Consider the following 26,629-nt stretch of genomic DNA (forward strand, 5'->3'; position numbering starts at 1 on the left):
TACCGGACACCCCGACTGATGTACGCCGGCCGGCCACACCCAGGCCAACGCAATCTGCCGATCGCCCCACACCCAGACCACCAACGCAGCTTGCCCGCCAGGCCCCATTGACCGGCGCACATCGGCAGAATTACAGCGAGAATAGGCCCCAGAATGCCAGTGTCATCAGTGTGGTGAGAGTGCCGAGCGCTACCATCACGCATATGACGCGCCGTACACCGACGATATCGGCGCGGCAATACCAGACACGTTCCATTTCCCAAGCAAACAGCACCACCAACAGCATGGTCGCTATTTGCAGCACCACCCATCCGACGGCAAACAGCCGCGGTTGAGGCATAACCAATACAGCCGATACGCCTACGGCGCTCATATAGCCGTACAACAGCCCAGTAATCACCATCACCGCTGTGCCGGTACCGGCAGATAAGCCGGCAATGCCGTGCAACATGAGCCGCGGGGCGACCCCCAGCTCACTCGGCGTCGCATGCATGGCACGCACAGTCGCCACACTACGTCGCCCGGCCAGCAACGTCTGTAGCCAAGAAAACACAGTCAAGCCAATACCCAATATCGCCGCCAGCACGATCAGCACGGGCCCTGCCACCATCAGACCGGCCAGCACGCCGAGCGAGCCGACGATACCGGATCTGGTACGTTGCGGCGCTGCGAAGCGCTGGTGAGGCGTTGCACCGGCGACTTGGGGCGTTGCCCATCCATCGGCTTTGGTTCCGGCGGTCACACCGTTCACCCAATTTTCCAGCGCTTGCGTATAGCCTTCGGCCAATGGCAGGTTCGGGGTGAATAAGCCCTCACCAGCCCGCATCTGATGGTTGCCGGCAAAATAGCGTACGGTGACGTTCTCGTTGCCGGACTTGTTGGCCGTGGCGATGATCCGCTGCGCCCCCTGTTCGATGGGCATGGCCGTATCGTAGGTGCCGTAGTTCACCAGCACCGGCATGGTGAGGGATTTCAGATACCGGTCGGCATCAAAGTCGGCATAGGCTAGATCGAATGGCGCGTAGTCCAGCGACATCAATTTGGCCATGTCTTTGACCACGGGCTTGGGCGCGCCGGCCTCATGCGTATAGGCGCTGACAGCCATGGCCATTTGCTCACGTCCATTGAACACCGGTGCGGATGTAAGTATGGCAAAGGCAATGTCTTGCCGTTTCGAGGTTAGAATCGTGGCAATCCAGGTGCCTTCGGATTCGGCGTAGATGCCGGTTTTGGCGGGGTCCACGCCGCTTATGCCACGCAACACGTCGAGCGAACGCCCGTAGTCGCGAGCAAAACGCGGGTAGTCGCGATGCAGCACGGTGTAGTTGTCGTTGCGCTTGGCCGGCACCAAGGTCACGATACCGGCAGAGGCCATGGCGTTGGCGATATCGCCGAAATCCTCGGCACCGCTGGTACCGGACCCGTGAATGAACAGACAAGCCGGGCGTGGCCCGGGAGCGTCGACCGGTTCACGTAGTACGGCGGGTAGCGTGACGCCATCGCCGGTCTTGATGGATAGTCGGGTTTCACGCGTACGATATCGCCCCTCGTGGGGAATGTTCGCATGGGCAGGGGTGATGGTGGTGTCGGCAGAAGCGATAACGATGTGCTTGGTGTAGGGCCGTGTGTTCCATTGCGGCATCATCGCCCAGCCAAGTGTGGCGAATACCAGCGTCATCGCCATCGCGGTGGCGATGACGCTCGCTACCCGCCGCGCCGAAATCCGCTTCATAGTTACTATGCCTCCCCCATCAGCATAGAACGGCCGGCTCCCGTCATAATGTGCTTCTACTGGGACCGTAATGCAATGGTTGTAACGCTATTTTCTCTTCTTGACGGCACCGACTATGGCCCATACAACGGCCACTATTACCAGAATAAGTCCCACTACGGCGCAGATAATAGCCGTCAGCAATTGCGGATTCGGCGAGAACAGCGAAATCATCCGATCCGGAGATATGTACCCGAAAACCAGCGCGATCACGCCGATAATCACGCCTAATAGTCCGAATACCACAGTAGGCGCGCTGATGCTCTGTTTCTGGATGTTCTTGGCACTCTTGACATCCTTAGCATTCTGGACGTTCTTGGCGCTCCCCCCAGGCTGGCATGGTTTGCCGGCGGTCTGAGACTGCTCATAGGAAGGTTGCGCTGAAGATGCTGCGTACATCGGTACATCATCGGCAGATGGAATCGGCCCACCATCCCCCTCCACGGCATCGGCAACTGTTTCCAGGGCAATCCGATCTGTGGTCGGTTCGATGGGCGATGGAGAGGCAGTTGTCGCCTGCGTATCCACATCCGAGACCGACGCATCCGCATGATTGTCGGCGACGGGCAGCACAGCCGTTTCGTCATCATCAGCTGCGGATGGCAGCACCGTGGTATCGGTTCGGTCATCGACGGTCACCATGGTTGTTGTCGCGGTGGTCGCGTCGGTTTCGGAAGGTATGGCCGTGGTCGGTGTCGCATCCTCGATGGAGGCGAATTCCTTGGTTTCATCAGTCATGATTCCATCTCCTGGTTGTAACGGCTTGATCATTCCGATTGTTCGGTTGTGTTCTTGCTTGTGCTGTTGCCATCGTATATATCGGCAAGCGGCTGGAACGTGGAGCCTTTCCAATCGGAGGCGTACACCACGTTGACACGTGCTTCCACCGCATAGGGAATATTGATTTTTAGTTCTGGGCCGTTGTCCGGCATGGCGGATCCCTTATCCAACCATTCGTAATCAGGCCCATTCATGGGATTGGTGGCGCTTTCAGCTCCGAAGAAGCCAAAGCTTATTAGACCCATGTAGTTGTTGTATACCATCTCGTATTTGCCGCCAACGTCACTCGAAGTGGAGTAGGAGTCGGCGGTGCCGAAGGCGTAAGTGCAGGAATCCGGCAGAACGATATGCACTTGCGCCTGTGTTGCGGCTATGGTGATGGTACCGACCGGGCAATTACTGATGGAAATTTTGCCATCCAGCATCTTCACCGTGTGCGGCCCATGTATCTTGCCCCAATCGGACCAATCAATGATCGCCTGATCGGTGTTGTAGTTTTCACCGCTGAACGCCACACCTTGCTGCAATGTTTCGAACGTGGCATCGCTGGCATCGGCAACGAAGATGCCATCCTTTTGCACATCGTTCATGCCATCGCTGTTTCTCGCACTGACAGATTGGCTCAGTGAAACAACAGTATTGATGCCGCTGGCACCAAAATCACGGTAGTACACGCCAGACGTGCCTGAAACGATGGTCATGCAGAGCGCGCATCCACCGGCAACCAGTCCGAGAGGAATCAGACCACCGGTACGCCGTCCTTTGAATCCGAGAATGATGACCACCAGCCCCATCACTATGCATACTGCGGCAATCCAGATGGTGCTCAGACGCATAATGCCGATAATGCCCATGTCGTTTACCCAAATCAGTCCCATCAGACCGGCAAAGGAGAGGAAGGTAAGGCCCAGTATGCTCAAGACCACGATTGGGCCCGCCGGCTTGCGGCGCTTGGACTCGGTGGGGGCATAGGCCGTCGCGTTCATACGGTCGGGGGCAAGCGGCCCGTTGGGTACTGTGCTGGGCATCACGCTGGGAACCGCGCCGGGCACCGCGCCGGGCACCGACTGATAGAAAGGCTGTGAAACAGGCTGTGAAACACTAGTCTCGGTTCGTGAAACAGGTTGTGAAACAGGTTGCGGAGCTGAATACAAAGGAGATTGAGGGACCGGTTGCGCGGCTGGATATGAGACAGGCTGTGGAGCTGGATATGACACAGGCTGTGAAACCGGTCGCGTCGCAGATGCCCTGAATCCGTACCCTTCCTGCTGGCGAATGCCGCTTTTGGCTAACAGCCAAAGCGCTAAGGCGGCGAGCGCAATACAAACCCACCCCGCACCTGGAATCACGATTGCCACGGCGAGGAACAGGAAGCATCCAAGACAATTCCAGTCCCATTGGCCGGCAATGAGGTCCTCGGCCAAGATGTGCCCATCGCGTACATCCGGAATCAGAAACCAGCCGAGTGCGTACAGAGCTGCGCCAAAACCGAAGAACAATGTACATACAATCACCAAAGCACGTACTAGTGTGGGGCTCCAGCCAAGCCGTAAAGCGATGCCGCTGCATACGCCGCCGATCCACCGGTCGTCGCCGCGAACCAGTCCACTGGATCGCACCCAAGTGAAGAAGCGTCGCGATGTCTTGTTTTTTTGCGGACCAGGCTGCGGCTGTGGCTGATACGGATTCGCGTTTGGATTGCTCATGATTCCATTACACCGCCCGACCACTGCCACAACGCTCGGGGAACACCCTGATTGTTCCCTGAACACCGGGTAAAACCCCGGTCGCAACGCCCTGAGCGCGGCACAATAGGAGTATGACGTCATCTCCCGAACCATTGCTGCCTGCGCGCATGCCGTTGATGCGCCCCCGGCAGGGCCGTTGGCTCACCGGTGTGTGCAAGGGCATCGCCCTGCACTTGGGCATCGGCGTGGCATGGATTCGGATTGCGTTCATCGCACTGACCTTCCTCTACGGCGCAGGCATCATCGCTTATGTATTCCTGTGGGTGTTCATGCCCGCCGGAGACCCGGTGACGGCTGCAGCTCGCACAGTGCCCGTTGATCAGGCGCCGCTTGCGCGAGGCAATCAGTCACTTGCCGCCCATGACGACGAATCGGCTGCCGCACCGGAATCATTGTCCGAGGCCATCCAACGTGCCCCGAAACCGGCCGTCGTGGCATTGGCCGGTTTCGCGTTGATGGCCATTGGACTGCTGCTCACCAGCACCGGTGCGGATGTCCAGATTGTGCTTCCGCTGCTGGTAGGGTTGGGCGGCATCGCACTGGCATGGATGAATCTTAGTCCGCGAGGCACGCAGCTGTTGTCTATGTTGGGCGGCATCGCACTGATTTTCATGGGATGGGCATTGTATGTGCATAATGTCAGCATTCCTGGGTGGGGCGCCTCTCCTCGACGCATTGTTGCCAGCGGATTCATGATGATCGTCGGTATCGTGGTGGCGGTGATGCCGTGGGCGAACGCGATGCTGCAACGGCTCACCCACGAGCAGGCATTGAAGGAGCGCGAAGAGGAGCGCGCGGACATGACCGCCCATCTGCATGATGGCGTGCTGCAAACGTTGGCGCTGATTCAGCTGCACTCCGAGGAATCGACCACCGTATTCGCCCTGGCGCGTAGCCAAGAGCGCGAGCTGCGCGAGTGGCTGTATCAGGAACGTTCCACATCGGATCGTTCGGTGGGAGCCGGATTGAAGCAGATCGCCGCCGAAGTGGAGGACGAGCACGGCAAGCCGATTGAGGTGGTCACCGTGGGCGACGCGCGGCCGAGCGCCCAGACCGATGCGCTGCTGGACGCCACCCGTCAGGCGTTGGTCAATGCGGTCACGCATGGCGGCGAGCCGGTGTCTTTGTATTGCGAGGCCAGCGACACGATGGTTGAAGTGTTCGTGCGCGACCATGGCGAAGGCTTCGATATGGACGCCATTCCGCCCGACCGGCTGGGCATCCGCGAATCGATTATCGGCCGCATCAAACGGCGCGGCGGTACAGTGGAGATAGTGTCCAGAGCCGGCTGGGGCACCGAGGTCAGAATGCATATGCCGATCGCGCTGAAAGCGGCGCAGGGAGAACATCGATGAGCGAGAACGAGACAGCCAAGATTCGTGTGGCCGTGGTCGATGACCATGAGATGTTCCGTGCGGGCGTAATCGCCACATTGCGCGATTCCTTCGATATCGTCGGCCAAGCGGCGGACGTGCCCGGTTCGGTGGCGATGATCGCACAGACCAAGCCGCAGGTGGTGTTGCTGGATGTGCATGTGCCCGGCGGCGAGGGTGGCGGCGGTGCCGAGATCCTCGCCAAATCGCGCTCCTACTCCCCCACTACCGTGTTTCTGGCGTTGTCGGTTTCGGATGCGCCGCAGGATGTGGGGGCGGTGATTCGTGCCGGCGCCCAGGGCTATGTGACCAAGACGATTACCGGCGCTGATTTGATTTCATCCATCAAGCAGGTGCATGAGGGCTATGCCGTGTTCTCGCCAAAACTGGCCGGTTTTGTGCTTTCGGCCTTCCAGGGTGTGCCGGCGGCGGGGTCTGATGGCGGCGCTGATGGTGCGGCACGGGCTCATGATGAGGAGCTGGACCGGCTGTCCGCCCGCGAGCAGGAGGTCATGCGGCTGATCGCGCGTGGTTACACGTATAAAGAGGTGGCGGCCGAACTGTTCATTTCGATCAAGACGGTCGAAACGCACGTGAGCTCGGTGCTGCGAAAGCTTCAGCTTTCGAATCGCACCGAGCTCACCCGCTGGGCCGCCGATAGGCGCATTGTGTGATAAACGACAGATGAGCTCCCTCATCAGAGGGAGCTCATCTGCTCATATCACTCCGCGTCGCGGAAACCGTTGGGGTTCTTGGTCTGCCAGTTGAGTGAGGAGGAGGCCATGTCGTCGATGGTCAGCTCGGCCTTCCAGCCAAGCTCCTTCTCCGCCTTGGAAGCATCGGCGTAGCATGCGGCGATGTCGCCGGGACGACGCGGCTTGATCGTGTACGGAATCGGATGGCCGGCGGCCTTCTCGTAGGCCTTGATGACCTCAAGCACGGAGTAGCCGTGGCCGGTGCCCAGATTGTAGACGAACACGCCTTCCTCGTCGATGTGGTCGATGACGGCCACATGGCCCTTGGCCAGATCGACTACATGGATGTAGTCACGCACGCCGGTGCCGTCGGGCGTGTCGTAATCGTCGCCGTACACCTGGACCTCCTTCAGCTCGCCGACCGCGACCTTGGCCACATACGGGGTGAGGTTCGCCGGAATGCCCTTCGGGTCCTCGCCCAGCAAACCGGATTCATGCGCGCCGACGGGGTTGAAGTAACGCAACAGCACGATGGTCCAGGAGGGGTCGGCCACATGCACATCGCGCAGAATCTGCTCCTGGAACAGCTTGGAGGTGCCGTACGGGTTGGTGGTGCCGCCGGTCGGCGTCTCCTCGGTAATCGGCAGTTCCTTCGGCGTGCCGTACACGGTGGCGGAGGAGGAGAAGATGATCTTCTTGACGTTGTGCTTCCTCATCGTCTTCAGCAGCACGAGCGTGGAGTACAGGTTGTTGTCGTAGTATTCGATCGGCTTGGCCACGGACTCGCCCACGGCCTTGAGTCCGGCGAAATGAATGACCCAGTCGATGTCGTTCTCGGTGAAGACACGCTCCATGAGCGCCTCGTCTCGCACGTCGCCATCATAACGCTTGACCGGCTTGCCGGTGATTTGCTCGACTCGCTCAAGCGCCACAGGAGACGAGTTGCCGTAGTTATCTACGGAAATCACATCGTAGCCCTTGTTGAGCAGCTCGATATCGGTGTGGGTGGCGATGAATCCGGCGCCGCCCGTAACCAGGACAGTGGTCATGTTTCCTCCTTTGGAAGGACTTGCCTTCGGTTTGCCTTCAGTATTGAGCTTACTTCACTTGACCTGTTTCACCTAGCGGCAAAACCAAGGCTTTCGAGGAATGTTTGCGTGGTGGCTTTCTGCTTGAACACGGCCGTGTTGCCGAGGATGCGGTAGCAGACGCTGCCGAGCTCGTCGTGTATGGCTTGGCGAATGGCTTCGCGGTCGCGGTTTCCGGACAATGTTTCAGCGAGTTCACCCCATTCGAGACTGAATTCGCTGACTTCATCGGGCAGGTCGCGGCCTTCGGCGAGCGCCTCCTCGACGATGCCGAGCTGGTCGACGAGCCGTCCGGGCAGGATGAACAGGCCTTGAGCCTCGATCAGTCCGATTGGTTCCTGCTTGACCGGCCAGTATTCGGGATGCGCGTGGAAGACGCCTTCCGGATACTCGTCGCTGACCGCATTGTTGCGGAAGATGAGGCTCATCTCATAGCCGCGCTCGGTGACGATCACACTGGGCGAAAGGGCGGACTGGCGGTTGCCGTCCGCATCATGGCTGGCGATGCCGTTCGCCGCATCGTCATAGCCGCCCCATGCCTCGCGGATGATGTCGGATACATCGATGATGCTCTGGCGGTTTTTCGACACCACGCGCACGGCGGTGCCGGGCCAGTCGAGGATTTCGACCACGGCGTCCGGGTAGCCGGCGAGCGTGAGCGACGTCCAAGCGGCGGCCTTGTGCATCGGCAGCAGTTCGCCGCCGCCCTGGTAGTGGTCGTGGGCGAGCACCGAGCCGCCGATGCGGGGCAACGCGGCGTTGCATCCGAGGAAATATCCGGGGAAGCGATCCACGAAGTCGAGCAGGTGGCCGAACGTGTCACGATCCACGTGCATCGGCGTGTGATCGGCGTTCACGCAAATGCCGTGCTGGTCGAAATATCCGTAAGGCGAGAACTGCCAGAACCATGACTCGCCGCCGAGCGTGACCGGCAGGGTGCGCAGGGTGCGCTTGTCTCGTCCCGCAAAACCCTCGTTCTCATGGCAGATCGTGCATTTCGGATACCCGCCGGCCACGGCGTTGCCGGCCGCCGCCTTCTTCATGTTCTTGAATTCGGGTTTGGCGAGGTTGATGGTCACCGTCAGCCCATGCGAGTCGAAGCGCGGGTTCCGGTCGAGCTGGGCACGCTTGACATAATTGTTGGCCACACAGTAGTCGTAGAACCATTGCATGGCGGCCATGCCACCATCCCGGTGCTCGACGAGCAGGAATCGGTCGTCGAGATCGGCGGGGTTGGCGGAGAGCAGCCCCATGACGATGTCGGCGTACATCGGGCCCTCCTGCGCTTCAAACAAGCCGCAATCCACCGCCGCGGCGCGAAAAGCGGAGAGCAAGGCGTCGGGAACGATGCGGGCGCGACCGACAGACCCCTCGGGCCTCTGTGCGCAACAGTCCTCCTCACCGCGGCACGGACGACACGAGGTCGCTTCGGCACCGGGATAGGAATCCAGGTCGAACAGGGCGAAAATCCGATTCCGCGCCCAGTCCGCGTTGCGGGGATCGAGGTCAAGGTGGGCGAGCGCATAGTCGATCAGCGCGTCGATGCTTGCGTACACCGTGGTCAACCGGTCGTTCATCGCACTCCCTCCGCAACGCGGGCTCGGACATGATGCATCTGCCGGGAGCTCACTTGGTCGTCTCCATGACGTCGGCCACGATGGCGCGGGTCTCATCGGCTCGTTGCTCCATCTCCCTCACAAGCTTGATCTGGGTGCGGGAACGCACCAGGTTATGCTCGGGGTACTTGGTGGCGAAGTAGACGTCGCCTTCCAGGTAGTCGGCAAGGAACCGCATGCCGCATTCCATGGTGAGCAGATTGCCGCTGAACGGCAGCAGCTCGGCCTCACGCTCGGTGACGCTGCCACGCAGTTCGCCCACGAAACCTTCCGTGTAGGCGCGGAACAGCTCGGTGCTGAAATGCACCTTGCTGAGGTCCTTTTCATCCTCCAAGGCCGTGGACGCGCCGAAACGGATGGAATCGCCGAAGTCGAAGAGCATGGACCCCGGCATGATGGTGTCTAGATCGATGATCGCACGCGCCTTGCCGGTGGTGGCGTCCATGAGGATGTTGTTAAGTTTGGTGTCGTTGTGGGTCACGCGCAGCGGAATCGAACCGTCCCTGAGTCCATCCATCACGACGGCGTACTGGTCGGCGTGGCTCAGATAGAAGTCGATTTCCGGCTGGCATGCGGCGGCGCGGCCGAACTTGTCCGCGGCGAGGGCGGCCTTGAAGTCCTCGAAGCGGTGCGGGGTGTCGTGGAAGTGGGCGATGGTCTCGGTCAGCTGGTTGGCGTCGAATCCGGACAGGAAGTTCTGGAAATCACCGAACGCCCTGCCGGCTTCGCGGAACACGTCCGGGTTCGGCACGAGGTTGTAGGACATGGTGTGTTCGATGAACCTGTAGACACGCCATGCGCCTCCGTCGATCTCGGCCCAGGTGGCGCCGGAGGTGGTGCGCACGATGTCCAGCGTTTCCTTGCCCCTGGCTTTGAGGGCGGCGGTGACGAGCTCGACGTTGCGCATCAGGTTCGCCGTATCGGGGAAGATGCCGGTGTTCATCCGTTGGAGGATGTAGCGGGGGCCGTCCGTGGTCACCAGATAGGTGGTGTTGATATGGCCGTCTCCGTAAGGTTCGATGCCGGTCACAGCACCTTCCAGCGCAAAATGCGAGGCGATGCCGAATAAAACTTCATTGCTTTCGGTCATGATGAGTCCGTTCTCCAAAACGCGGGATCAGGCTTCACGCCAGGCGATACCGCTGTCAGGCAGGTCGAAGTCCTCGGTGGTGCCGTCGGCCAAAGTCACCGTGGTCTTCTGCGGCTGATCGGTGTTGTTGATCACGCAATACAGGCCCTGCTCGGGGAAGTGCGCCACCTCGCACTCCGGGTTGGACGAGCTCCAGGCCGCATACTTGTCTTCGTTGTGGGAGGCGTAGAACAGCACGCGTTCCAGCAGTCGGGCGTTGGCCGCCGAATAGGGCAGGCCGGAGATGTACACGCCGCGGCCCTCGCCATAATCGTTGGTCGCGAGCTGCACCTGGCCTCCGTCCGCGCGCAGCAGGGTCACGTTCTCGTTGACCGGATACGTGTTGAGCACGGGTTCGCCGAAATCGATGCCGCCCAACGGCTTGATGGACTGGCCGCCGCCGCAGCCGCTCAGCGGGATGCGGTAGCCGGCCTGTTCCCATGCCTCACGGGCCGCCGGGTCGACCGGCACGTCGGCGGTGATGAAGTGGTCCGGCACCACCGGCGGGAAGTACTTGTCCACGGAGAGGGTTTGATAGCGTTCCTCGTCCACGCCAAGCACATCGGCCAATTGGAAGAAACGACCCGACTGGAAACGCGGCGCCGAACTCGGCTCGCCCACGCCCACGAACGCGCCGCCGCCACGCACCCAGGCGCGCACGGTTTCCACGAGCTTCGGGTTGGTCCACACGTCGCCGCCGGTGAATGCGGTGTCGACCGGGCCTCCGTTGATGATTACGTCGATATCGCTATCGATGCCATGCGCGAGTACGTCGTCGAAGCTGATGAACCGCACGTTCACGCGCATGCCGGACAGCGACTCTAGGATGCCGTAGTAGGAATAGGTCTGCTTGTTGGGCAGGGCGTGTGCCACGGTGAACGCCATCCAGGAGCGCATCTTGCCCCAGGAGTTCAGGATCGCCACGTTGAGCTCGCCTTCGGCGGCCACCCCACCGGTGCGGTCATGGATGTCGCGGAATTCGTTGGCGATATGGGTCACCGTGTCCACGAACTTCGGGAACTTGGCGGCCAGGGAGAGGTAGCCGCCGTAGCCCATGCGGCCGATCGGCGAGCGCAGGATCGCGCGGCGGGCCTTGCGCCAGTTGTCGAGGCCTTCGATGCTCGGATCGTTGCCCTCGTAGAACGTGTCGGGGAAGAAGTACGGCAGGAAGCGGCCTTCGGTGTACCTGACACCCGGAATATCGGCGATCATGCGGGTGGTGGTGCCGTCGCCGATGGATCCGACCACGGCGTCCAGGCCAAGCTCGTCGAATCCATCCTTGTACGGTTCGGTGCCGATCCACTGGTCGCCGAGGAACATCATCGCCTCTTTGCCGGCGGCGTGGGACATGTCGGCGAGCTGCTTGACGTTTTCGCGCACAAAGCCGGAGAGGAAGTCGATCCAGTCGCGCTGGGCCTTTCTGGGCACACGCCAGGCGGAGTTGTAGGCGCCGCCGTCCACGAAGTCCTCCGGACGCAGGCGGTAGCCGTACTTGGCTTCGAAATCATCCAGCGCACGCGGGCTTACGGTGCAGGCGCAACCGAACCAGTCGACGACCTTCTCGCGGCGCTTCTGGTCGAACAGGAGCGTGAACTGGTAGAAGAACGTGGTGAATCGCACCACATCGGTCTGCGGGCTGTCCTTAAGCCACTGCTCGAACGTGTCGAACACGAACTTGCGGGTGGCCGGATGGTAGATGTCGAACGGGATCTCGTGTTCCTTGTCGCCCCAGTCGTTGGTCAGATGGTTGTACATCTCGACCGGGTCCCAGATGATGTAGGCCAGGAAGCTCACCGTGTATTCGTGCATCGGCACGGCCGCGGTCACGTGCACGGTGTCCTCGCCTGGGTCGAGCGTCCAGCCGGACGGGTCCACGACCTCACCCGTGGTGCGGTCCACGACTTCCCAGTACTTGTGCGGGTCGGCGTCGCGGTTAGGCTTGAGCTGTTCCTCGAAGAAGCCGTCCATCAGCGGCACATCCACCGCGTTGGACTCGGCCAGGATACGGGCGGTCAGCAGGTAGACCTGCGGGGTCTCGTCCATGTGCAGGGTGATCCACTCGTTGTGGGCGCGGGTCGGGAAGTAGGCGCTGTAGATCTTCTTGCCGAGAGCGAGCACGGCATCATCCAGATGCGTGCCGTCGGAGTTGCGGATGGCGTCCGCACCCCACAATTCGGCGAGTTCCTTGGTCTTTTCGGCGAAATTCTCTTCACTGGGCAGCGTGAAGCGGCCGGTGCTGGTCATGAGTACTCCTTTGTGAGGTTGATCATCAAAAACTATAGGGCGACGAATTCGTCGCATACAAAATGACCGGCGTCATCGCGGGCCCTGGGACCCTGACTGCGTAGATCCTTGACGTTCACGGTGACGCCGGACGATTGGAATCGTGTCACTGGTAATGAGGGTAAGGGGACGTTGCCCGGCACCGGAAGGAGTGACACGACATACCGGGCAGCGGATTGGTTAGCCCTTGACGGCACCGGCGGCGAGGCCGGACTGCCAGTAGCGCTGGAGGCCGAGGAAGAGCACGATCACGGGCAGCACACCGAGCAGCGCACCCATCATCAGGGCGCCACGATCGGTGAACGTGGCCAGCGAGACCATGCCGTACAGGCCGAGGGTCACGGGCTTCAAGGTGTCGGAAGACACCATCATCAACGGCAGCAGGAAGTTGTTCCACGTGGCCACGAACAGGAACAGGAAGATCGTCACCATGGCCGGGGCCAGAAGCCTCAGCACAATAGTGAAGAAAATCCTCGCCTCGCTTGCACCGTCGATGCGGGCCGCTTCAAGCAACTCATCAGGCACCGAGCTTTGCGCGTACGTACGGCCCAGGAAGAAGCCGAACGGCGAAACGCAGCACGGGATGATGATCGAGAGCATCGTGTTGGTCAGGTGCAGCGTGTGGAAGATCGAGTACATCGGGATGGTCAGCAGGGCGGACGGCATGAGCATGCAGGCCATAATGATGCCGATGGCCGCGTTCTTGCCGCGGAAGTTGAATTTTGCGGTGGCGTAGCCGGCCATCACGGACACGATGGTGCCGACCAGTGCGGAAACACCCGAGTAGATCAGGGAGTTCAGCACCCAACGCCAGAAGTTGCCTCGGGTCCAGCCGAGCAGCTTCGAATAGTTGGTGGCGATGGCGTCGGGCAGCTGGTCGAGCGGCACGGCGAACCACATGCCGTTGCTGCCGGTCATCTGGGCGGGCGTCTTGGTGGACGCGATGATAGCCCAGTAGATCGGGAACAGGAAGTAGATCAGCACGAGCACCAACACGATGATGGTGATGGTTTTCGTGGCCACGGACGGCCGCATGGAGCGGGGTAGGTCGTACTGCGCGGCCTGACGCTGCTTTTCGAGCTTGCGCTCGGCCTTCCTGCGGGCGCGTTCTTCAGCGGTTGCGGAGCTCATCACTCGTTCACCTTCCTTTCGGCCAGGGTGTACAGCACAGCGAGCACACCTGCAATCAGAGCCATCACGATGGCGATGGCGGATGCCGGGCCGTCGCCAGACGGGGTGATGGTGCCTTGCGAAGTGTTCATGGCCATCATCATCGGGGTATATGCCTTGGAAATACCCGGGTCGGCAGTGGACATGATCTGCGGTTCGTTGAACAGCTGGATGGTGCCGACGATGGAAAGCAGCATAGCCAGCAGAGCTGCGCCGCGCACGTTCGGCAGCTTGATCTTCGTGGCGATCTGCCAACCATTGGCGCCGTCGATACGCGCGGCCTCGTACAGGTCATGCGGGATGGCCTGTAAAGCAGCGAGGAAGATCAGCATGTTGTAGCCGGTGAAGGTCCATGTGGTGATGTTGGCCATCGAGCCGAGCACGATATTGCTGGAGAAGAAGTCCACGTTGATGCCGATGGCGGCGAGCCCCTTGACGATCGGCGAGATTTGGCCGTTGTACAGGTAGACCCAGATAATCGAAGCCACGACGCCGGGGATGGCGTAGGGCAGGAAGTAGCCCAGACGGAAACCGGTGACATGCTTGACCACGAACGAGTCGATGACGATGGCCAACGCCAGTGCGGCGATGATCATGATCGGCACCTGAATCAGGGTGTAGACCAGCACCCTGCCTACGCCGGACCAGAAGTTGCCGGAAGTAATAACATACTGGAAGTTCTGGAATCCTACGAATTTATTGACCAGCTCGCCACCGCCGTATGCGCCACCGCCCTCGGTGACCTGACGGAAGAAGCTGGAATAGATGGCCCAGATAATGGGCAGGATGAACACGAAAGCGAACAGGACGGCGAACGGTGCCATGAATGCCCAGCCGGTGCGGTTCTCGCGCTTCTGAGCGCCGGACCGCTTCGGCTTGGCGGCGGCACGCCTAGGTGCTTTGCCCTTCGCATGAGTAGTGGATGCAGTCATAATACAAAACCTGTCTTTGCAAAGAACAGTAAAACAAATGACAAGGGCCACAGCGCCCCTGCAGCAATACCCTCAAACAATGCGGAAGGCCGGAGTATGTGCCCCGGCCCTTCGCTATGGTGATGCGAGGCATCGGAGGTCTTGGATGGCCGGCTATTTCAAGCCGGCCCGTTGACAAGACCTAGTGAGGTCACTCCTTGACGGACAGACCGAGGTTCTTCAGCGTATCCACCGAGGTCTTCTGAGCGGTGTCGAACACATCCGAAACCTTGGCAGAACCATCGGCAGCCTTGGCGGCGGTCTGTTTCATTGCAGCGCCGACTGCGGAGAAGCCAGGCATGTAGGTGAAGTCACCCATGTTGTCGTTCGCGGTCTTGAACTCAGCCATGACATCCTGTCCGCTGAAGTAGTCGGACCACTTCTGCGGGGTCTTGGCATCCGCGGTGGTGGCGGCCACGACGAGGCCCTGGGAGACAAGGTCATCAACCTGGGTGTTGAACCAGTCAAGGAACTCCATGGCTTCGGCCGGGTGCTTGGAACCCTTGAGCACGGCCACACCGGAACCACCATCGGAGCCGGTCTTGGTGCCATTGCCGAACCAGTCACCGAGCTGGGTGACCTTCCACTCACCAGCACCAGTGCCACCGGCGGAATCGATGAACAGCGGGGCTTCCCAAGCGGCGGCCACGGTGCCGATCAGCTGACCGGACTGGATGGAGTTATCAAACGATGCATCCCAACGCGGGTTGGTGAGGGCGGCCTTGTTGTCGATCAGCTGCTGGTAGACATCGGCCACGGCCTTGGAGCCCTTAGTCTGGGTGTTGACAACCCAGGAGTTGCCGTCGACCTTGTACCACGGACCGGAAGCGCCGGCTTGGCCGGACATCATCATCATGGCCTCATCAGGCTGGAAGGTCATGATGTACTTGCCCTGGGCAGCGGTCTTCTTGGCGGTCTCGATGAGCTCGTCAGCGGTCTTCGGCACGGTGATGCCGAGCTTCTCAAATTCAGCGGCGTTGTAGAAGTAAGTCAGCGGGCCGGTGTCCTGCGGCAGACCGTAGGTCTTGCCGTCCACCTGCATCAGTGCGAACGGGGCGGAAGCGAAATCGTCCTTGTACTTGGCGGCCTCATCGGTGACATCCTGCAGAAGGCCCTTGGTGAAGACCTCAGGAATCTCGGCGTAACCGACCTGAGCCAGATCCGGCGCATTGCCAGCCTTGACGTCGGTCTCGAGCTTCTTGATCATTTCGGAGGCATTGCCATCGAACTTGGTGGCCTTGACCTGAATGTTCGGATGCTCTTTATTCCACTTGGCCACGATGTCATTGACCAAGGTCATGCCTTTGGAATCAGGCAGACGATGCATGTAGGTGATGTTGACCACACCGCCATCGCTGCCGGACTTCGTGTCGCCAGCAGTGTCGCTGCCGCCGCAACCGGCCAAGCCCATTCCCATTGCTGCTACCGCAGCAAAAGCAGCCACGATGCGCTTATTATGCGATACCATATCTCTACTCCTTCGTAATGGAATCATCACCTCAGTGTGATGACTGATTGCTAATTTAGGCCTTTGCTCTTTTATTGTCAACCCAACTAACAATTACCGCGCGTCCCGTTGAGGTGAGTGACATTAAACCGGTTCGACGCTCGACTGTGCGGATTTGTTCATTTCATTAACTCACGGTCAGACTACCGTGCATCGTGATACGATTCATCTTGCAACCTTGTTGATTAAAGGCGCAAGCCGGTAATCAACGCAAAGGCCCGATGCTGCAAACGTCGGGCCTTTTCTTATCGGCTCACGCCGATTGGCCCGTCATATCAACGGGGACACCGCATGTTACGGCATCACAAACCAATATATCAGCACCCCGGTGGCGATCAAGAAGACAGGTTCCAGAAAAAGAAAAAGGGCCTGGGCATGTTGCCCAGGCCTCGGTTCGCGGACAGGGCGAGATTCGAACTCGCGGAGGGTTGTCCCTCAACGGTTTTCAAGACCGTCTCTTTAGGCCGCTCAGACACCTGTCCCGATGCGCGTTCATACGCGCAAGTGTTCATTATACAGGAGGGAGGGATTAGGCTCCCCTTTGTAGTTTTCGACGACAACTCCCCTCAGTCAGCTACGCTGACAGCTCCCCTCAGAGAGGGGAGCTAGAGCAAAAGGAAAATCAGGCCTCCCACTTCGTCGGCTCGATGACTTCCTTGCCGCCCATGTAGGCGCGCATGGCCTGCGGAATCTCGATGGAGCCGTCCTTCTGCTGGTGGTTCTCCATGATGGCGACCAGCCAACGGGTGGTGGCCAGCGTGCCGTTCAGGGTGGAGACCGGGCGGGTGCCGCCGTCTTCCATACGCTCGCGGATGTTCAGACGGCGAGCCTGGTACTCGGTGCAGTTCGAGGTGGAGGTGAGCTCGCGGTAGCGGCCCTGGGTCGGGACCCAAGCCTCGCAGTCGAACTTGCGGGCGGCGGAGGAGCCGAGGTCGCCGGCGGCGGTGTCGATGATGCGGTAAGGCACCTCGACCTTGGCGAGCATCTCCTGCTCCATAGCCAGCAGGTGCTCATGCTCCTTGTAGGAGTCCTCCTGCTTGGCGTAGACGAACATCTCCACCTTGTCGAACTGGTGGACGCGGATGATGCCGGAGGTGTCCTTGCCTGCGGCGCCGGCCTCGCGGCGGTAGCAGGAGGACCAGCCGCAGTAACGCAGCGGGCCATTGCCGAGGTCGAGAATCTCGTTCTCGTGCATGCCGGCGAGCGCCACTTCGGAAGTGCCGACCAGGTACTGGTCATCGGGCTCGCGCAGACGGTAGATCTCGTCGGCGTGGGAGTTCAGGAAGCCAGTGCCGCGCATGACTTCGGGGCGCACGAGCGTCGGGGTGATGGCCAGCGTGAAGCCGTGCTCCTCGGCCTGATCCACGGCCATGGTGAGCATGGCAATCTGCATGCGGGCCACCTGGCCACGCAGGAAGTAGAAGCGGGAGCCGCCAACCTTGACGCCACGGCGCATGTCGATGCCAGCCACGCCGGTGCCGAGGGTCAGGTGGTCCTTGGGCTCGAAGCCTTCGGCCGCGAAGTCACGGATCTGGCCGACCTTCTTGACGACCACGTAGTCGTCCTCGCCGCCTTCGGGAGCTTCGGGCTCCACGATGTTGGAGAGCTTCCACATGGCGGTGGTGTATTCCTCGGCGGCGGAATCGGCCTTGGCCTTGTATTCGGCGACCGTCTGGGACAGTTCCTTGGTCTCGGCGATGAGCTTGGCCTTCTCGTCCGCCGGGGCGGAGGCGACCTTCTTGCCGATTTCCTTCTGCTGGGCACGAGCCTCTTCGAAGGCCTTCAGCGCTTCACGACGTGCGGTGTCGGAGGAGAGCACTTCGTCGACGAGTTCCACGGACTCGCCGCGCTTGCGCTGGGATTCCTTGACGATATCGGTGTGTTCACGGATGAATTGAATATCAAGCATGGGCACCAGACTAGCCGCGTAAGCAGACACCGACAATGGCCGAATGTGCGGGAGTAACGCGGAAATCACAGGGAAGCCCGGGAAAGTCCGCGGACGGGTCCACCCGGCCAATTTCGTCAGATGAGACGCGATTGAACCATGATCGCGCCCCACGGGGCTGTTGCGTGCAGGAAATGTTCACGTACGGCGCACCATGGCCGTAAACGACCTCCCCACCGATAACAATAGGAGCCATGCCTCAGCCTGCCCTCACCGTGTTTCTGATCATCGCCGCAATCGCCATTGTGGCGGCGCTCATCGCCGTCATCGTCATCGCCCTGCGCGCGCAGCGCCGCCGCAAGCTGGCTCAGACGCTGGAGAAGCGCCGGGACGACGAGGTGCAGTACGCCTTCATCGTGAATCCGTCCAAACCGCAGGCCGAAGCCCGCCGGCTGCATATCCAGAGGTTCTGCGAGGCCAAGGGGCTCAATCGCATCCGCTTCTACGACACCCAGCTTGACAAGGACGGCAGGGTCTGCGCGCTTGAGGCGCTGGAGGACGGCGCCGACGTGGTGATCGCGGTCGGCGGCGACGGCACGGTGCGCACGGTGGCGAGCGCCGTCTCCGGCACCGGCCATGCGCTGGGCATCATCCCCATCGGCACCGGCAACCTGTTTGCCCGCAATATGGGCGTTCCCGTGGACGATATCGACGCCGCGCTGACCGTGGCCACCTCCCACGGCTCCCGCCTGGTGGACATGGGCCGTCTCACCCTGCTCGACCACCCGGAGGACGACCACGGCCACGCCTTCCTCATCATCGCCGGCATCGGCTTCGATGCGGCCATGATCGACGACACCGACCCCGAGCTCAAGGCGAACATCAGCTGGCTCGCCTACTTCGTGGGCGGCGTGAAGAACCTGTTCGCGCCGAAGTTCCGCGGCACGTTGACAGTCACCAGCGCCGACGGCTCGACCCACACCATCAAGAATCTCGATTTCCGCACGGTGATGGCCGGCAACTGCGGCCAAATTCCCGTGTTCTCGCTGATGCCGGCGGCCTCCTATGACGACGGCCTGCTGGACTTCGAAATCATCGACACCACTGGCGGCATCCTCGGCTGGGCCAACCTGTTCGGCGACGTGGTGCACCAGACGATCATCGGCAAGCCCGAGCAGAACCCGCTGTCCACGAATTCGACCATCGAGCAGGTGCAGGGCACCAGCGCCGAAATCACGCTGGAGAAGCCGGCCAAGGCACAAGTGGACGGCGACATGCTGCCGGAAACCCGCCACATCCGTTTCTCGGTGGATCACCGCGCGCTGATCGTGCGCGTGCCCGACGCCTCCGCGTTGGAAAAGACCGCGCAGGCCGCCGCTTCGAACGCCACCTCGGATTTCGCCGAAATGACCGGCACACTTGAGCCGATTCGCTGATTCACTGGCTCATATGCGCCAGCTGCGGATGGTCGGGAATATCCGAGGAACGGTTCTGATTCGTTTGATCCGTGACTCGTGCCACATGCAATGTCAGGTAGGCAACCTCGTCTTCGGTCAGCGTGGTATCGAGGCGCAGCTCAATAAGGGATGTGATAAGTCTCGCGCATTTCGAGGCTTTTGCATAGGAGCTCATAATCGAGGAAATGATTGCCTCCGGCTCCCTGCTGAGCTGCTCATGCTGATGAATACGCACGAACAAATACCGAAGATGGGTGATGAAACGGCCGACATTAACCGAATGCTCATCCAGCTCGATGTTATAGGTGCTTTCGATGACGGCGAGCAACTGTTGGATGACGCCGGTCATCATATACGTAGGAGAAAGGTCGCCTGTAGAGAAGCCGGCATTCACAAAATGCAGCGCAAAAGCAACGCTCTCGCTGGGATCCAGCGCATCGTCCAATCTGCGGTTCAGCGCGGCGAGCAGTGCGCAGCCCTGCTGGTATTCACGCTCATACAGCGAACGAATTTCCGAGTTCAGCGGATACGGCACAGGCGGAATGCCGTTCTTGGCGCGGCGTAAAGCACCACACACATGATCCGCGAGCGCCATGACCAACGTCGAGCTTTGTGCAGCCTCTGAACTCAGGCCAATCTCACCCATGGTCTCGGAAATGAGACGAATGATTTCAGGAGGAATATCGCCCAGCAACTGGGCCATATGGTCAGGGTCACGGCCTTGAGCCGGCACGAACACACGAGCCACTTTGGCATCGTCAACTGTCATGCCGGGCTTGGCCTTGAACCCCAGACCCCGGCCGGTAAGGATGACTTCGCGCCCCCGATCCTTCGCCAGGACGACGTTGTTATTGAAGACGCGAAGTATTTCCATGACATCCCTTCCGTTCGGGATCTTCAGGTTACGGTTGCGAACCAACCATGATTACTGTTCGATGGCGATGACTTCGTCACCGGCCGCGACGTTCACATCCGTCTTCGGCGTAACGGACTTGAGCGCTGCGGTGTTCAGTACCGTAACCAGCGTAGTGGTGCTGAATCCAGCCTTCTTGACTTCGTCGAGATCAACAGTCGCCAACAGGTCACCGGCGTTCACTCGGTCACCTTTGGCCACATTCACCACGAAACCATTGCCATTCATCTTAACCGTATCAATGCCGACATGTACCAGCACTTCAACACCATCGTCGGTCTTGAGACCAAAAGCATGGCCAGTCTCAGCAACGGTCTGCAGCACACCGGACACCGGAGCCTTCACCGCGCCATCAACCGGCTCGATGCCCACGCCCTCGCCGAGGGCACGAGAAGCGAACACCGGATCGCCGGCATCGTCAAGGGATACCACGTGGCCCGCAATCGGAGCGAACACGGCGGAAGTGGCGGTCGCAGCGGCAGCCGGGGCATCGGCAACGGCAACAGCGGCGGTTGCGGTAGCGGTGGTGGCGTCACCACCGTTCACAGCCTTGGCGGACTGAGCCGCGGCACGGGCCTTGGCTTCGGCTTTCTGCTCCGGAGTGCGGTAGTCAAGCATGATAATCATAATCATGGCGGTGAAGAACGACACTGCGATGGAGACGCCGTAAACCCACATCTGGTTGAACACCGGCACGGTGAGCAGCGAGGTGAAGGCGAATGCAGTAGTGGTCACGCCGTGCACGGTCTCGCCGGAGGCGACGGTGGCCGGGAAGAGCCAGCCCATGACGGCGATTACGACGCCGCCCACGCCGCAGCCGACCAGCATACGGGAGTAAATGAGCTTGTAACGCAGGTGGATGCCGTAAAGGCTCGGCTCGGAAACACCACCGAGCAGGCCGGCGGCAAGAGCACCGACGGAGGTCTGGCGCATGTCCTTATCCTTGTCACGGATGGAGAGGAACAGCACACCGGCAGTGGCACCGAAGCAGGCGAAGTTCCACACGCCCATCGGGCCCTGAATGAAGTCGTAGCCCAGGGTGTTGATGTTCATGATCATCAGGGCGTTCAGCGGCCAGTGCAGACCCAGCGGCACCAGGAACGGGTACAGCAGCGGGATTGCGATGGCGAAGATGAACGGAGCGTGTGTGTTCATCCAGGCGAGTCCGGCGCCGAGGCCGTTGCCGGCCCACACACCGATAGGTCCGATGATGAAAGCGGTGAGCGCACCGACGATGATCATGGAGAAGAAGGGCAGGAAGACCATCTGGACGCTGTCCGGAATGATCTTCTTCAGACCGTGGTACACGACCGCGAGCACGGCGACCATCAGCAGCGGCACGAACACGTTGCCGGAGTAGTCGGACAGCTGCATCGGCAGACCGAACACCGTGGCGGTGCAGGAGGAGGTGCCCAGCGTGGTGTTCTCCACACACTTGACGGCGTCGCCCCAGGTCTTGGTGTCAGCCAGGGAGGCGAACTGCGGGGTCATGAGCATGCCCATGATTGCGCCGCCCAGCCACGGATCCACTTTGAGCTTGTTGGCGGCATTGTAGGCGACCATAATCGGCAGGAAGTAGAACACACCCTTCCAGATGGCCTGCACGAACACCAGGCCAGTGGTGGCGGTGTCGTTCGGAATCAGGCCCAAGGAAATGCACAGGTTGACAATTGCGATGATGATGGACGCGCCAAGCAACACACCCAGAATCGGGCGGAAGGAGTCGGCCAAGTATTCGAAGAAGTTGTCGAGCCATGTGACCTTGCCGCGGGCCTTGGAACGAGCGGCGGCCTTGACCTCCGCATCAGTCGGCTCATCGGCATTGTCGTCGACGGTGCCGGCGCCGAGACCAGCCATCTCGGGCAGGTGCATGATCTGCTCATACACGGAGGCGACCTGACCGCCAATGACGACCTGGTATCGGTCGCCGGACTGCTGTACAGCACCCAGCACAAGCTTGTTGGCGTCGAGCGTGGCGTTGTCAACCTTGCCGGCGTCATTGAGTTCAAAACGCAGTCGCGTGGCGCAATGCGTCAGCGACTTGATGTTGGCCGCGCCACCGACACTAGTGACGATCGCCTTGATATCGTCTTGATGCGACATCTCTTACTCCATTCCTTTTCCACGGTTAAGCCAGCGCCTACCAGAGGAACCACCCTGTTCCTGAGCATCTGCGTTCCAGGAACCGGCAGTCACGCCAAATAACAGAAAAGACCTGAGATGTGGACGCCATCATGAATACACATGACTACGTCAACATCTCAGGTCTTGCCTCAACATTCGAGTAGCAACCCTGCTAATTACTGACTGAACAGCGATTATAACGAGCTGAAAACAATCCGGCAAATCACACATATGGCCAGAGCCTGCCTATACCTCGAAGCATAAGACGAGAGTAAGGAAGAACAGGCTTTAATCGGCGATGAACATCCGGCGTGTCTTTCTTGGACGATGCATCCGCAATGAGACGGCACGCAAGCCCACGCTTAGGCTCTTTGTGCCAGATGCGCGGCGGTGCCATACACTTATTCGCACAAAAGTTGACAAGTTTTAACATAATCTTGCCCCAGACGGCAAAAAACGTGGCAGAATGAAAGTATGGTAGCAAACAATGCGGGTCAGCCCGCCACCCCAGCAGATCTGATTAATGTCGATGAGGTTATCGGCAAATACTATGACCTCGTCCCCGATCCGGAAGTCCCCGAGCAGCGTGTCATCTTCGGCACCTCCGGCCACCGCGGATCGTCCCTGAAGACCTCGTTCAACGAGGCCCACATCATCGCCATCTCCCAGGCCATCGCCGAATACCGCAAGAAGGCCGGCGTCACCGGCCCGCTGTACCTCGGTTCCGACACCCACGCGCTGTCCGGCCCGGCCAAGAAGACCGCCATCGAAGTGCTCGTCGCCAACGGCGTGCACGTGCGCGTCGACTCCCGTGACGACTTCGTGCCCACCCCGGTGGTCTCCCAGGCCATCCTGACCCACAACCGTGCGGCCGACGGCACCCAGCGCTTCGAGGGCGAGGGCCTCGCCGACGGCATCGTCGTCACGCCGTCCCACAACCCGCCCACCGACGGCGGCTTCAAGTACGACCCCGTCACCGGCGGCCCGGCTCCGGCCGAGACCACCAACGCCATCGCCGCTCGCGCCAACGAGCTGCTCGGCGACTTCAAGTCCATCAAGCGTGTGCCCTACGAGGAGGCCATCAAGTCCGAGTACGTCGAGGGCTTCGACTTCCGCGAGCACTACGTGGACGACCTGGAGAACGTCATCGACTTCGACGTGATCCGCAACTCCGGCGTGCGTCTGGGCATCGATCCGCTCGGCGGCGCTTCCGTGAACTACTGGCCGCTCATCAACGAGAAGTACGGCCTGAACATCGGCGTGGTACGTCCTGAGGTCGACCCGACCTGGCGCTTCATGACCATCGACCACGACGGCAAGATCCGCATGGACCCGTCTTCCCCGTACGCCATGAAGGGCCTGGTCGACGAGCTCAACGCCGGCGCTTGGGACAAGTACGATCTGGTCGGCGGCACCGACCCGGACGCCGACCGTCACGGCATCGTCTGCCCGAACTGGGGCGTGATGAACCCGAACCACTACATCGCCGTGTGTGTGGAATACCTGTTCGGCGGCAACCGTCCGGGCTGGCCTGAGGGCGCAGCCGTGGGCAAGACGCTGGTCTCCTCTTCCCTGATTGACCGCGTGGCCGCATCGATCGACGCGAAGGTCATCGAAGTGCCGGTGGGCTTCAAGTGGTTCGTGGACCCGCTGTTCAGCGGCGAAGTCGCCTTCGGCGGCGAGGAAAGCTCCGGCATGAGCTTCCTGCGCAAGGACGGCCGCGTGTGGACCACCGACAAGGACGGTCTGATCCCCGACCTGCTGGCCGCTGAGATCACCGCCAAGACCGGCAAGAACCCGGCCCAGCTTCACCAGGAGCAGGTCGAGCGCTTCGGCGAGTCCTGGTACAAGCGCGTCGACACCCCGACCACGCTGGAACAGAAGGCCAAGTTCGCCAAGCTGACCGGCGATGATGTGGCCGCCACGCAGCTGGCTGGCGAAGACATCAACGCCAAGCTGACCGAGGCACCGGGCAACCACGCCAAGATCGGCGGTCTGAAGGTCACCACCAAGGACAACTGGTTCGCCGCCCGTCCCTCCGGTACCGAGAACATCTACAAGGTGTACGCCGAGTCCTTCGTCTCCCCCGAGGCTCTGGACAAGGTGCTCGACGAGGCCACCGTCGTGGTCGACAAGGCCCTGAGCGAGTGAAATCGCTGCGCTAGTCGCGTTCACAGCAACCAATAAGGCTCTGCATTGGATTCATACAATCCACTGCAGAGCCTTATTTTTTCGACCACTGAAACACGCAGGTCAACGGTTCTCCTCATGCACCATGACTGCATTTTCTCAACATCACTGCAGGGCAGGACGGCCATATGGCCGCGAAACGTTCGACTACCTACATTATGACCGAGTTTCCCATCATCATTGTGGGGTCACAGCGGCCAGATGACCACCGAAGCGTTCGGTCGGCTTGCATCATGGTCGAGTCTTAACATCGTTGTGGGACGCCACGACGAATTTGCCCATTCCAGAGTTGCCATCCCACAAAAGCGTGGGACAACAGCTAAGTCAATCGTTTTACATTTTCCCCATCCCACACACTCAAACTGGAAACCCCGGAAAGACGCCATTCCTGCCACACCCGTCACAGCCATTACCCGAGGGGCCGTGGGACGCCACGCAAAAATCGGCAAAACACGCGTAGCATCCCACACCCATTGGCGCAAATCCACGCTCAATGCACCGACAACACCCCCAATCGACCACTATGACACATTTCCCTCCACAATCGAACACTAGTCATTCACGAAATCCATCACTACGAGACATCGCAATCGAACGGTATGCAATATCAAGCACACACCACAACAACAGGTCGTACAAATATTGCCTTTACATCAGTCCGTTTCGAACATCATGGTCACAGCAGGCTCTGCGCCAACTCTTCAAGAGACATGGCAACTACATGAAACTCGAATACGGCACCGCGCGAAGCAAGCGCCCTCGCCACGTTGAAAGCGAATTCAGCACGAGCATCCTCGTTAGCGATACTTGCCGCCGTGGCGACGAAGACCAGCCATCTCCGCCCGACCAGCACACCCCTTTTCTCTTGGTCACGGCGCCATTGAGTCTTACTCGTACGATGATGATCGCCATCATATTCAACAGCGACCTTGAACTCTGGCCACGCTAAGTCCAACGTTATGGGAGCTCCAGATGCAAAAGCCGCGTCCGGCACCACATAGTTCGCAACCGGCTGTGGAATCCCATGCGCTACCAGAGAGAGCCGTTCTTCTGATTCTTTGGGCGAATCAGCACCAGGTGATATCAGAGGCAATGCTCGAACGCAGGACGGGCGCCCTCTGAATCGGGTAAATTGCTCCACGAACTTCACCAGATCCTGATAGATTGCAGCAGCATCACGATCCTTAGCCAATACTGGCTGTTTGCTCGTAGCAGTGATGACGGCATCCCCGAGCACAATCAGAGACTCAAAAGAAACATACGGGGCAAGTTGAGCCCATACGTGAAACAGGTCCAGCGCAAACACGTGTTGGTTCATTTCCACATTGGCGGCTTTAGCCGCATGTTTCCAAATATGCGTTTGCAGTGGTGCATGGCGTGTACGAAACCGCTTGCTCTTAACGCTGGATACAGTGTGCAGCTTGGCCGAGTCGAGGTCGCAATCGGCGGGAATCGGTACGGATTGCAGAGCGAGGGAAGTGGTCATGCCGAAAAGCAGCTTCTTGCCCGCCCGTTTTGCTTCCTCAGTGCAGCGTGCGACCATGTCGCGTTTGCGCTGAGCAAGGCTTTCGCTCATGGTCAGTGCCGCCGCAGAATCATGTGCACCACTGTTTGGCGATGACGAGTCGCGAGAAGTCGGGTATTTCGAGTCAGCGGAAAATGACCCCGCAAATTCGGGCGGAACAAAAACTGCCTCCGATTCTTCCGGAGGCGGATCGTACATAGAGTCTGGCAGAGCTCCATAGTTGGTGATGCCGTCGGTCATGCTGTTCATGACACCACCATATGGGTAGTGGGTGCGGAAACGGAAGCCGATCCGAGGTATGTGGTCCTAGCTTCACTTACGCACATCTATTGTGGATAACCATGTAGACACCTCACTTATACACATAGTTATCCACCTCTTCAACCCTGATTTGACACACT

At 60.0% G+C, this 26,629-nt stretch carries 18 protein-coding genes and 1 tRNA gene; 4 read left to right on the top strand and 15 right to left on the bottom strand.

The window, feature by feature from the left end; all coding sequences use genetic code 11:
• Positions 1-130 precede the first annotated feature (130 nt).
• The 3 genes from FYJ31_RS05380 to FYJ31_RS13295 all read right to left on the bottom strand — a co-directional run bounded on the left by FYJ31_RS05380 (position 131) and on the right by FYJ31_RS13295 (position 4,257).
• Positions 131-1,732, bottom strand: coding sequence for an alpha/beta hydrolase family protein (locus FYJ31_RS05380; RefSeq protein WP_154536188.1), 1,602 nt, complete (start codon positions 1,730-1,732; stop codon positions 131-133).
• Between the two features lie 87 nt (positions 1,733-1,819).
• Positions 1,820-2,509, bottom strand: a complete 690-nt coding sequence (locus FYJ31_RS05385) for a hypothetical protein (protein WP_154536189.1) — start codon at positions 2,507-2,509, stop codon at positions 1,820-1,822.
• A 29-nt stretch (positions 2,510-2,538) separates the two neighbouring features.
• Positions 2,539-4,257, bottom strand: a complete 1,719-nt coding sequence (locus tag FYJ31_RS13295; protein ID WP_154536190.1) for a PspC domain-containing protein — start codon at positions 4,255-4,257, stop codon at positions 2,539-2,541.
• 113 nt (positions 4,258-4,370) lie between these two features.
• Between FYJ31_RS13295 and FYJ31_RS05395 the strand changes: the two genes are divergently transcribed.
• Together FYJ31_RS05395 and FYJ31_RS05400 are read left to right on the top strand one after the other, a co-directional pair.
• Positions 4,371-5,654, top strand: a complete 1,284-nt coding sequence (locus tag FYJ31_RS05395; RefSeq protein ID WP_154536191.1) for an ATP-binding protein — start codon at positions 4,371-4,373, stop codon at positions 5,652-5,654.
• Positions 5,651-6,346, top strand: a complete 696-nt coding sequence (locus tag FYJ31_RS05400) for a LuxR C-terminal-related transcriptional regulator (RefSeq protein WP_012578432.1) — start codon at positions 5,651-5,653, stop codon at positions 6,344-6,346. Before FYJ31_RS05395 ends, FYJ31_RS05400 begins: the two co-directional genes overlap by 4 nt.
• Positions 6,347-6,393: 47 nt before the next feature.
• Here the strand turns inward: FYJ31_RS05400 and galE are convergent, their stop codons facing one another.
• The 9 genes from galE to serS form a co-directional block, all read right to left on the bottom strand.
• A complete protein-coding gene (galE, locus tag FYJ31_RS05405; RefSeq protein ID WP_071478079.1) occupies positions 6,394-7,416 on the bottom strand; it encodes a UDP-glucose 4-epimerase GalE in 1,023 nt (340 codons plus the stop codon).
• Positions 7,417-7,484: 68 nt separating this feature from the next.
• Positions 7,485-9,032 carry a UDP-glucose--hexose-1-phosphate uridylyltransferase gene (locus tag FYJ31_RS05410; protein WP_154536192.1) on the bottom strand — a complete coding sequence of 516 codons (1,548 nt, stop codon included), beginning with the start codon at positions 9,030-9,032 and terminating at the stop codon, positions 7,485-7,487.
• 49 nt (positions 9,033-9,081) lie between these two features.
• Positions 9,082-10,161 carry an N-acetylhexosamine 1-kinase gene (nahK, locus tag FYJ31_RS05415; RefSeq protein WP_154536193.1) on the bottom strand — a complete coding sequence of 360 codons (1,080 nt, stop codon included), beginning with the start codon at positions 10,159-10,161 and terminating at the stop codon, positions 9,082-9,084.
• Positions 10,162-10,188: 27 nt separating this feature from the next.
• On the bottom strand, positions 10,189-12,444 hold the full coding sequence (gene gnpA, locus FYJ31_RS05420) for a 1,3-beta-galactosyl-N-acetylhexosamine phosphorylase (RefSeq protein ID WP_154536194.1): 2,256 nt from the start codon (positions 12,442-12,444) through the stop codon (positions 10,189-10,191).
• Positions 12,445-12,663: 219 nt separating this feature from the next.
• Complete coding sequence (locus FYJ31_RS05425; RefSeq protein ID WP_012578437.1) at positions 12,664-13,614, bottom strand: carbohydrate ABC transporter permease; 951 nt, start codon at positions 13,612-13,614, stop codon at positions 12,664-12,666.
• On the bottom strand, positions 13,614-14,585 hold the full coding sequence (locus FYJ31_RS05430; protein ID WP_012578438.1) for a carbohydrate ABC transporter permease: 972 nt from the start codon (positions 14,583-14,585) through the stop codon (positions 13,614-13,616). The genes FYJ31_RS05425 and FYJ31_RS05430 overlap by 1 nt, the downstream gene beginning before the upstream one ends.
• Positions 14,586-14,775: 190 nt before the next feature.
• Positions 14,776-16,092 (bottom strand): ABC transporter substrate-binding protein, encoded by a 1,317-nt coding sequence (locus FYJ31_RS05435; RefSeq protein WP_154536195.1) that lies wholly within the window; start codon positions 16,090-16,092, stop codon positions 14,776-14,778.
• Positions 16,093-16,528: 436 nt separating this feature from the next.
• Positions 16,529-16,613 (bottom strand) — tRNA-Ser (locus FYJ31_RS05440).
• A 140-nt stretch (positions 16,614-16,753) separates the two neighbouring features.
• Positions 16,754-18,040 (bottom strand): serine--tRNA ligase, encoded by a 1,287-nt coding sequence (gene serS, locus FYJ31_RS05445; RefSeq protein ID WP_032745459.1) that lies wholly within the window; start codon positions 18,038-18,040, stop codon positions 16,754-16,756.
• A 233-nt stretch (positions 18,041-18,273) separates the two neighbouring features.
• Between serS and FYJ31_RS05450 the strand changes: the two genes are divergently transcribed.
• Positions 18,274-19,455 carry a diacylglycerol/lipid kinase family protein gene (locus FYJ31_RS05450; RefSeq protein ID WP_154536196.1) on the top strand — a complete coding sequence of 394 codons (1,182 nt, stop codon included), beginning with the start codon at positions 18,274-18,276 and terminating at the stop codon, positions 19,453-19,455.
• Between the two features lies 1 nt (position 19,456).
• Here the strand turns inward: FYJ31_RS05450 and FYJ31_RS05455 are convergent, their stop codons facing one another.
• Together FYJ31_RS05455 and FYJ31_RS05460 are read right to left on the bottom strand one after the other, a co-directional pair.
• Positions 19,457-20,350, bottom strand: a complete 894-nt coding sequence (locus FYJ31_RS05455) for a PRD domain-containing protein (protein WP_154536197.1) — start codon at positions 20,348-20,350, stop codon at positions 19,457-19,459.
• Positions 20,351-20,401: 51 nt separating this feature from the next.
• Complete coding sequence (locus FYJ31_RS05460; RefSeq protein ID WP_154536198.1) at positions 20,402-22,492, bottom strand: glucose PTS transporter subunit IIA; 2,091 nt, start codon at positions 22,490-22,492, stop codon at positions 20,402-20,404.
• Positions 22,493-22,987: 495 nt separating this feature from the next.
• On the opposite strand from FYJ31_RS05460, the gene pgm reads away from it, so the two are divergent.
• Positions 22,988-24,664, top strand: a complete 1,677-nt coding sequence (gene pgm, locus FYJ31_RS05465; protein ID WP_154536199.1) for a phosphoglucomutase (alpha-D-glucose-1,6-bisphosphate-dependent) — start codon at positions 22,988-22,990, stop codon at positions 24,662-24,664.
• Positions 24,665-25,379: 715 nt separating this feature from the next.
• Here the strand turns inward: pgm and FYJ31_RS05475 are convergent.
• The gene (locus tag FYJ31_RS05475; protein WP_012578446.1) at positions 25,380-26,477 is read right to left on the bottom strand and encodes a hypothetical protein; all 1,098 of its coding nucleotides are present in this window, start codon (positions 26,475-26,477) and stop codon (positions 25,380-25,382) included.
• Positions 26,478-26,629 lie beyond the last annotated feature (152 nt).

Origin of the sequence: Bifidobacterium sp. WCA-178-WT-4B (genome assembly GCF_009696495.1) — a bacterium.
GTDB classification, from domain to species: Bacteria; Actinomycetota; Actinomycetes; order Actinomycetales; family Bifidobacteriaceae; genus Bifidobacterium; species Bifidobacterium infantis.

Bases quoted from the DNA above. Each gene is read 5' to 3' on its own strand.
- FYJ31_RS05380 (WP_154536188.1), bottom strand. From the start codon at position 1,732: ATGAAGCGGATTTCGGCGCGGCGGGTAGCGAGCGTCATCGCCACCGCG.
- FYJ31_RS05385 (WP_154536189.1), bottom strand. From the start codon at position 2,509: ATGACTGATGAAACCAAGGAATTCGCCTCCATCGAGGATGCGACACCG.
- FYJ31_RS13295 (WP_154536190.1), bottom strand. From the start codon at position 4,257: ATGAGCAATCCAAACGCGAATCCGTATCAGCCACAGCCGCAGCCTGGT.
- FYJ31_RS05395 (WP_154536191.1), top strand. From the start codon at position 4,371: ATGACGTCATCTCCCGAACCATTGCTGCCTGCGCGCATGCCGTTGATG.
- FYJ31_RS05400 (WP_012578432.1), top strand. From the start codon at position 5,651: ATGAGCGAGAACGAGACAGCCAAGATTCGTGTGGCCGTGGTCGATGAC.
- galE (WP_071478079.1), bottom strand. From the start codon at position 7,416: ATGACCACTGTCCTGGTTACGGGCGGCGCCGGATTCATCGCCACCCAC.
- FYJ31_RS05410 (WP_154536192.1), bottom strand. From the start codon at position 9,032: ATGAACGACCGGTTGACCACGGTGTACGCAAGCATCGACGCGCTGATC.
- nahK (WP_154536193.1), bottom strand. From the start codon at position 10,161: ATGACCGAAAGCAATGAAGTTTTATTCGGCATCGCCTCGCATTTTGCG.
- gnpA (WP_154536194.1), bottom strand. From the start codon at position 12,444: ATGACCAGCACCGGCCGCTTCACGCTGCCCAGTGAAGAGAATTTCGCC.
- FYJ31_RS05425 (WP_012578437.1), bottom strand. From the start codon at position 13,614: ATGAGCTCCGCAACCGCTGAAGAACGCGCCCGCAGGAAGGCCGAGCGC.
- FYJ31_RS05430 (WP_012578438.1), bottom strand. From the start codon at position 14,585: ATGACTGCATCCACTACTCATGCGAAGGGCAAAGCACCTAGGCGTGCC.
- FYJ31_RS05435 (WP_154536195.1), bottom strand. From the start codon at position 16,092: ATGGTATCGCATAATAAGCGCATCGTGGCTGCTTTTGCTGCGGTAGCA.
- serS (WP_032745459.1), bottom strand. From the start codon at position 18,040: ATGCTTGATATTCAATTCATCCGTGAACACACCGATATCGTCAAGGAA.
- FYJ31_RS05450 (WP_154536196.1), top strand. From the start codon at position 18,274: ATGCCTCAGCCTGCCCTCACCGTGTTTCTGATCATCGCCGCAATCGCC.
- FYJ31_RS05455 (WP_154536197.1), bottom strand. From the start codon at position 20,350: ATGGAAATACTTCGCGTCTTCAATAACAACGTCGTCCTGGCGAAGGAT.
- FYJ31_RS05460 (WP_154536198.1), bottom strand. From the start codon at position 22,492: ATGTCGCATCAAGACGATATCAAGGCGATCGTCACTAGTGTCGGTGGC.
- pgm (WP_154536199.1), top strand. From the start codon at position 22,988: ATGGTAGCAAACAATGCGGGTCAGCCCGCCACCCCAGCAGATCTGATT.
- FYJ31_RS05475 (WP_012578446.1), bottom strand. From the start codon at position 26,477: ATGAACAGCATGACCGACGGCATCACCAACTATGGAGCTCTGCCAGAC.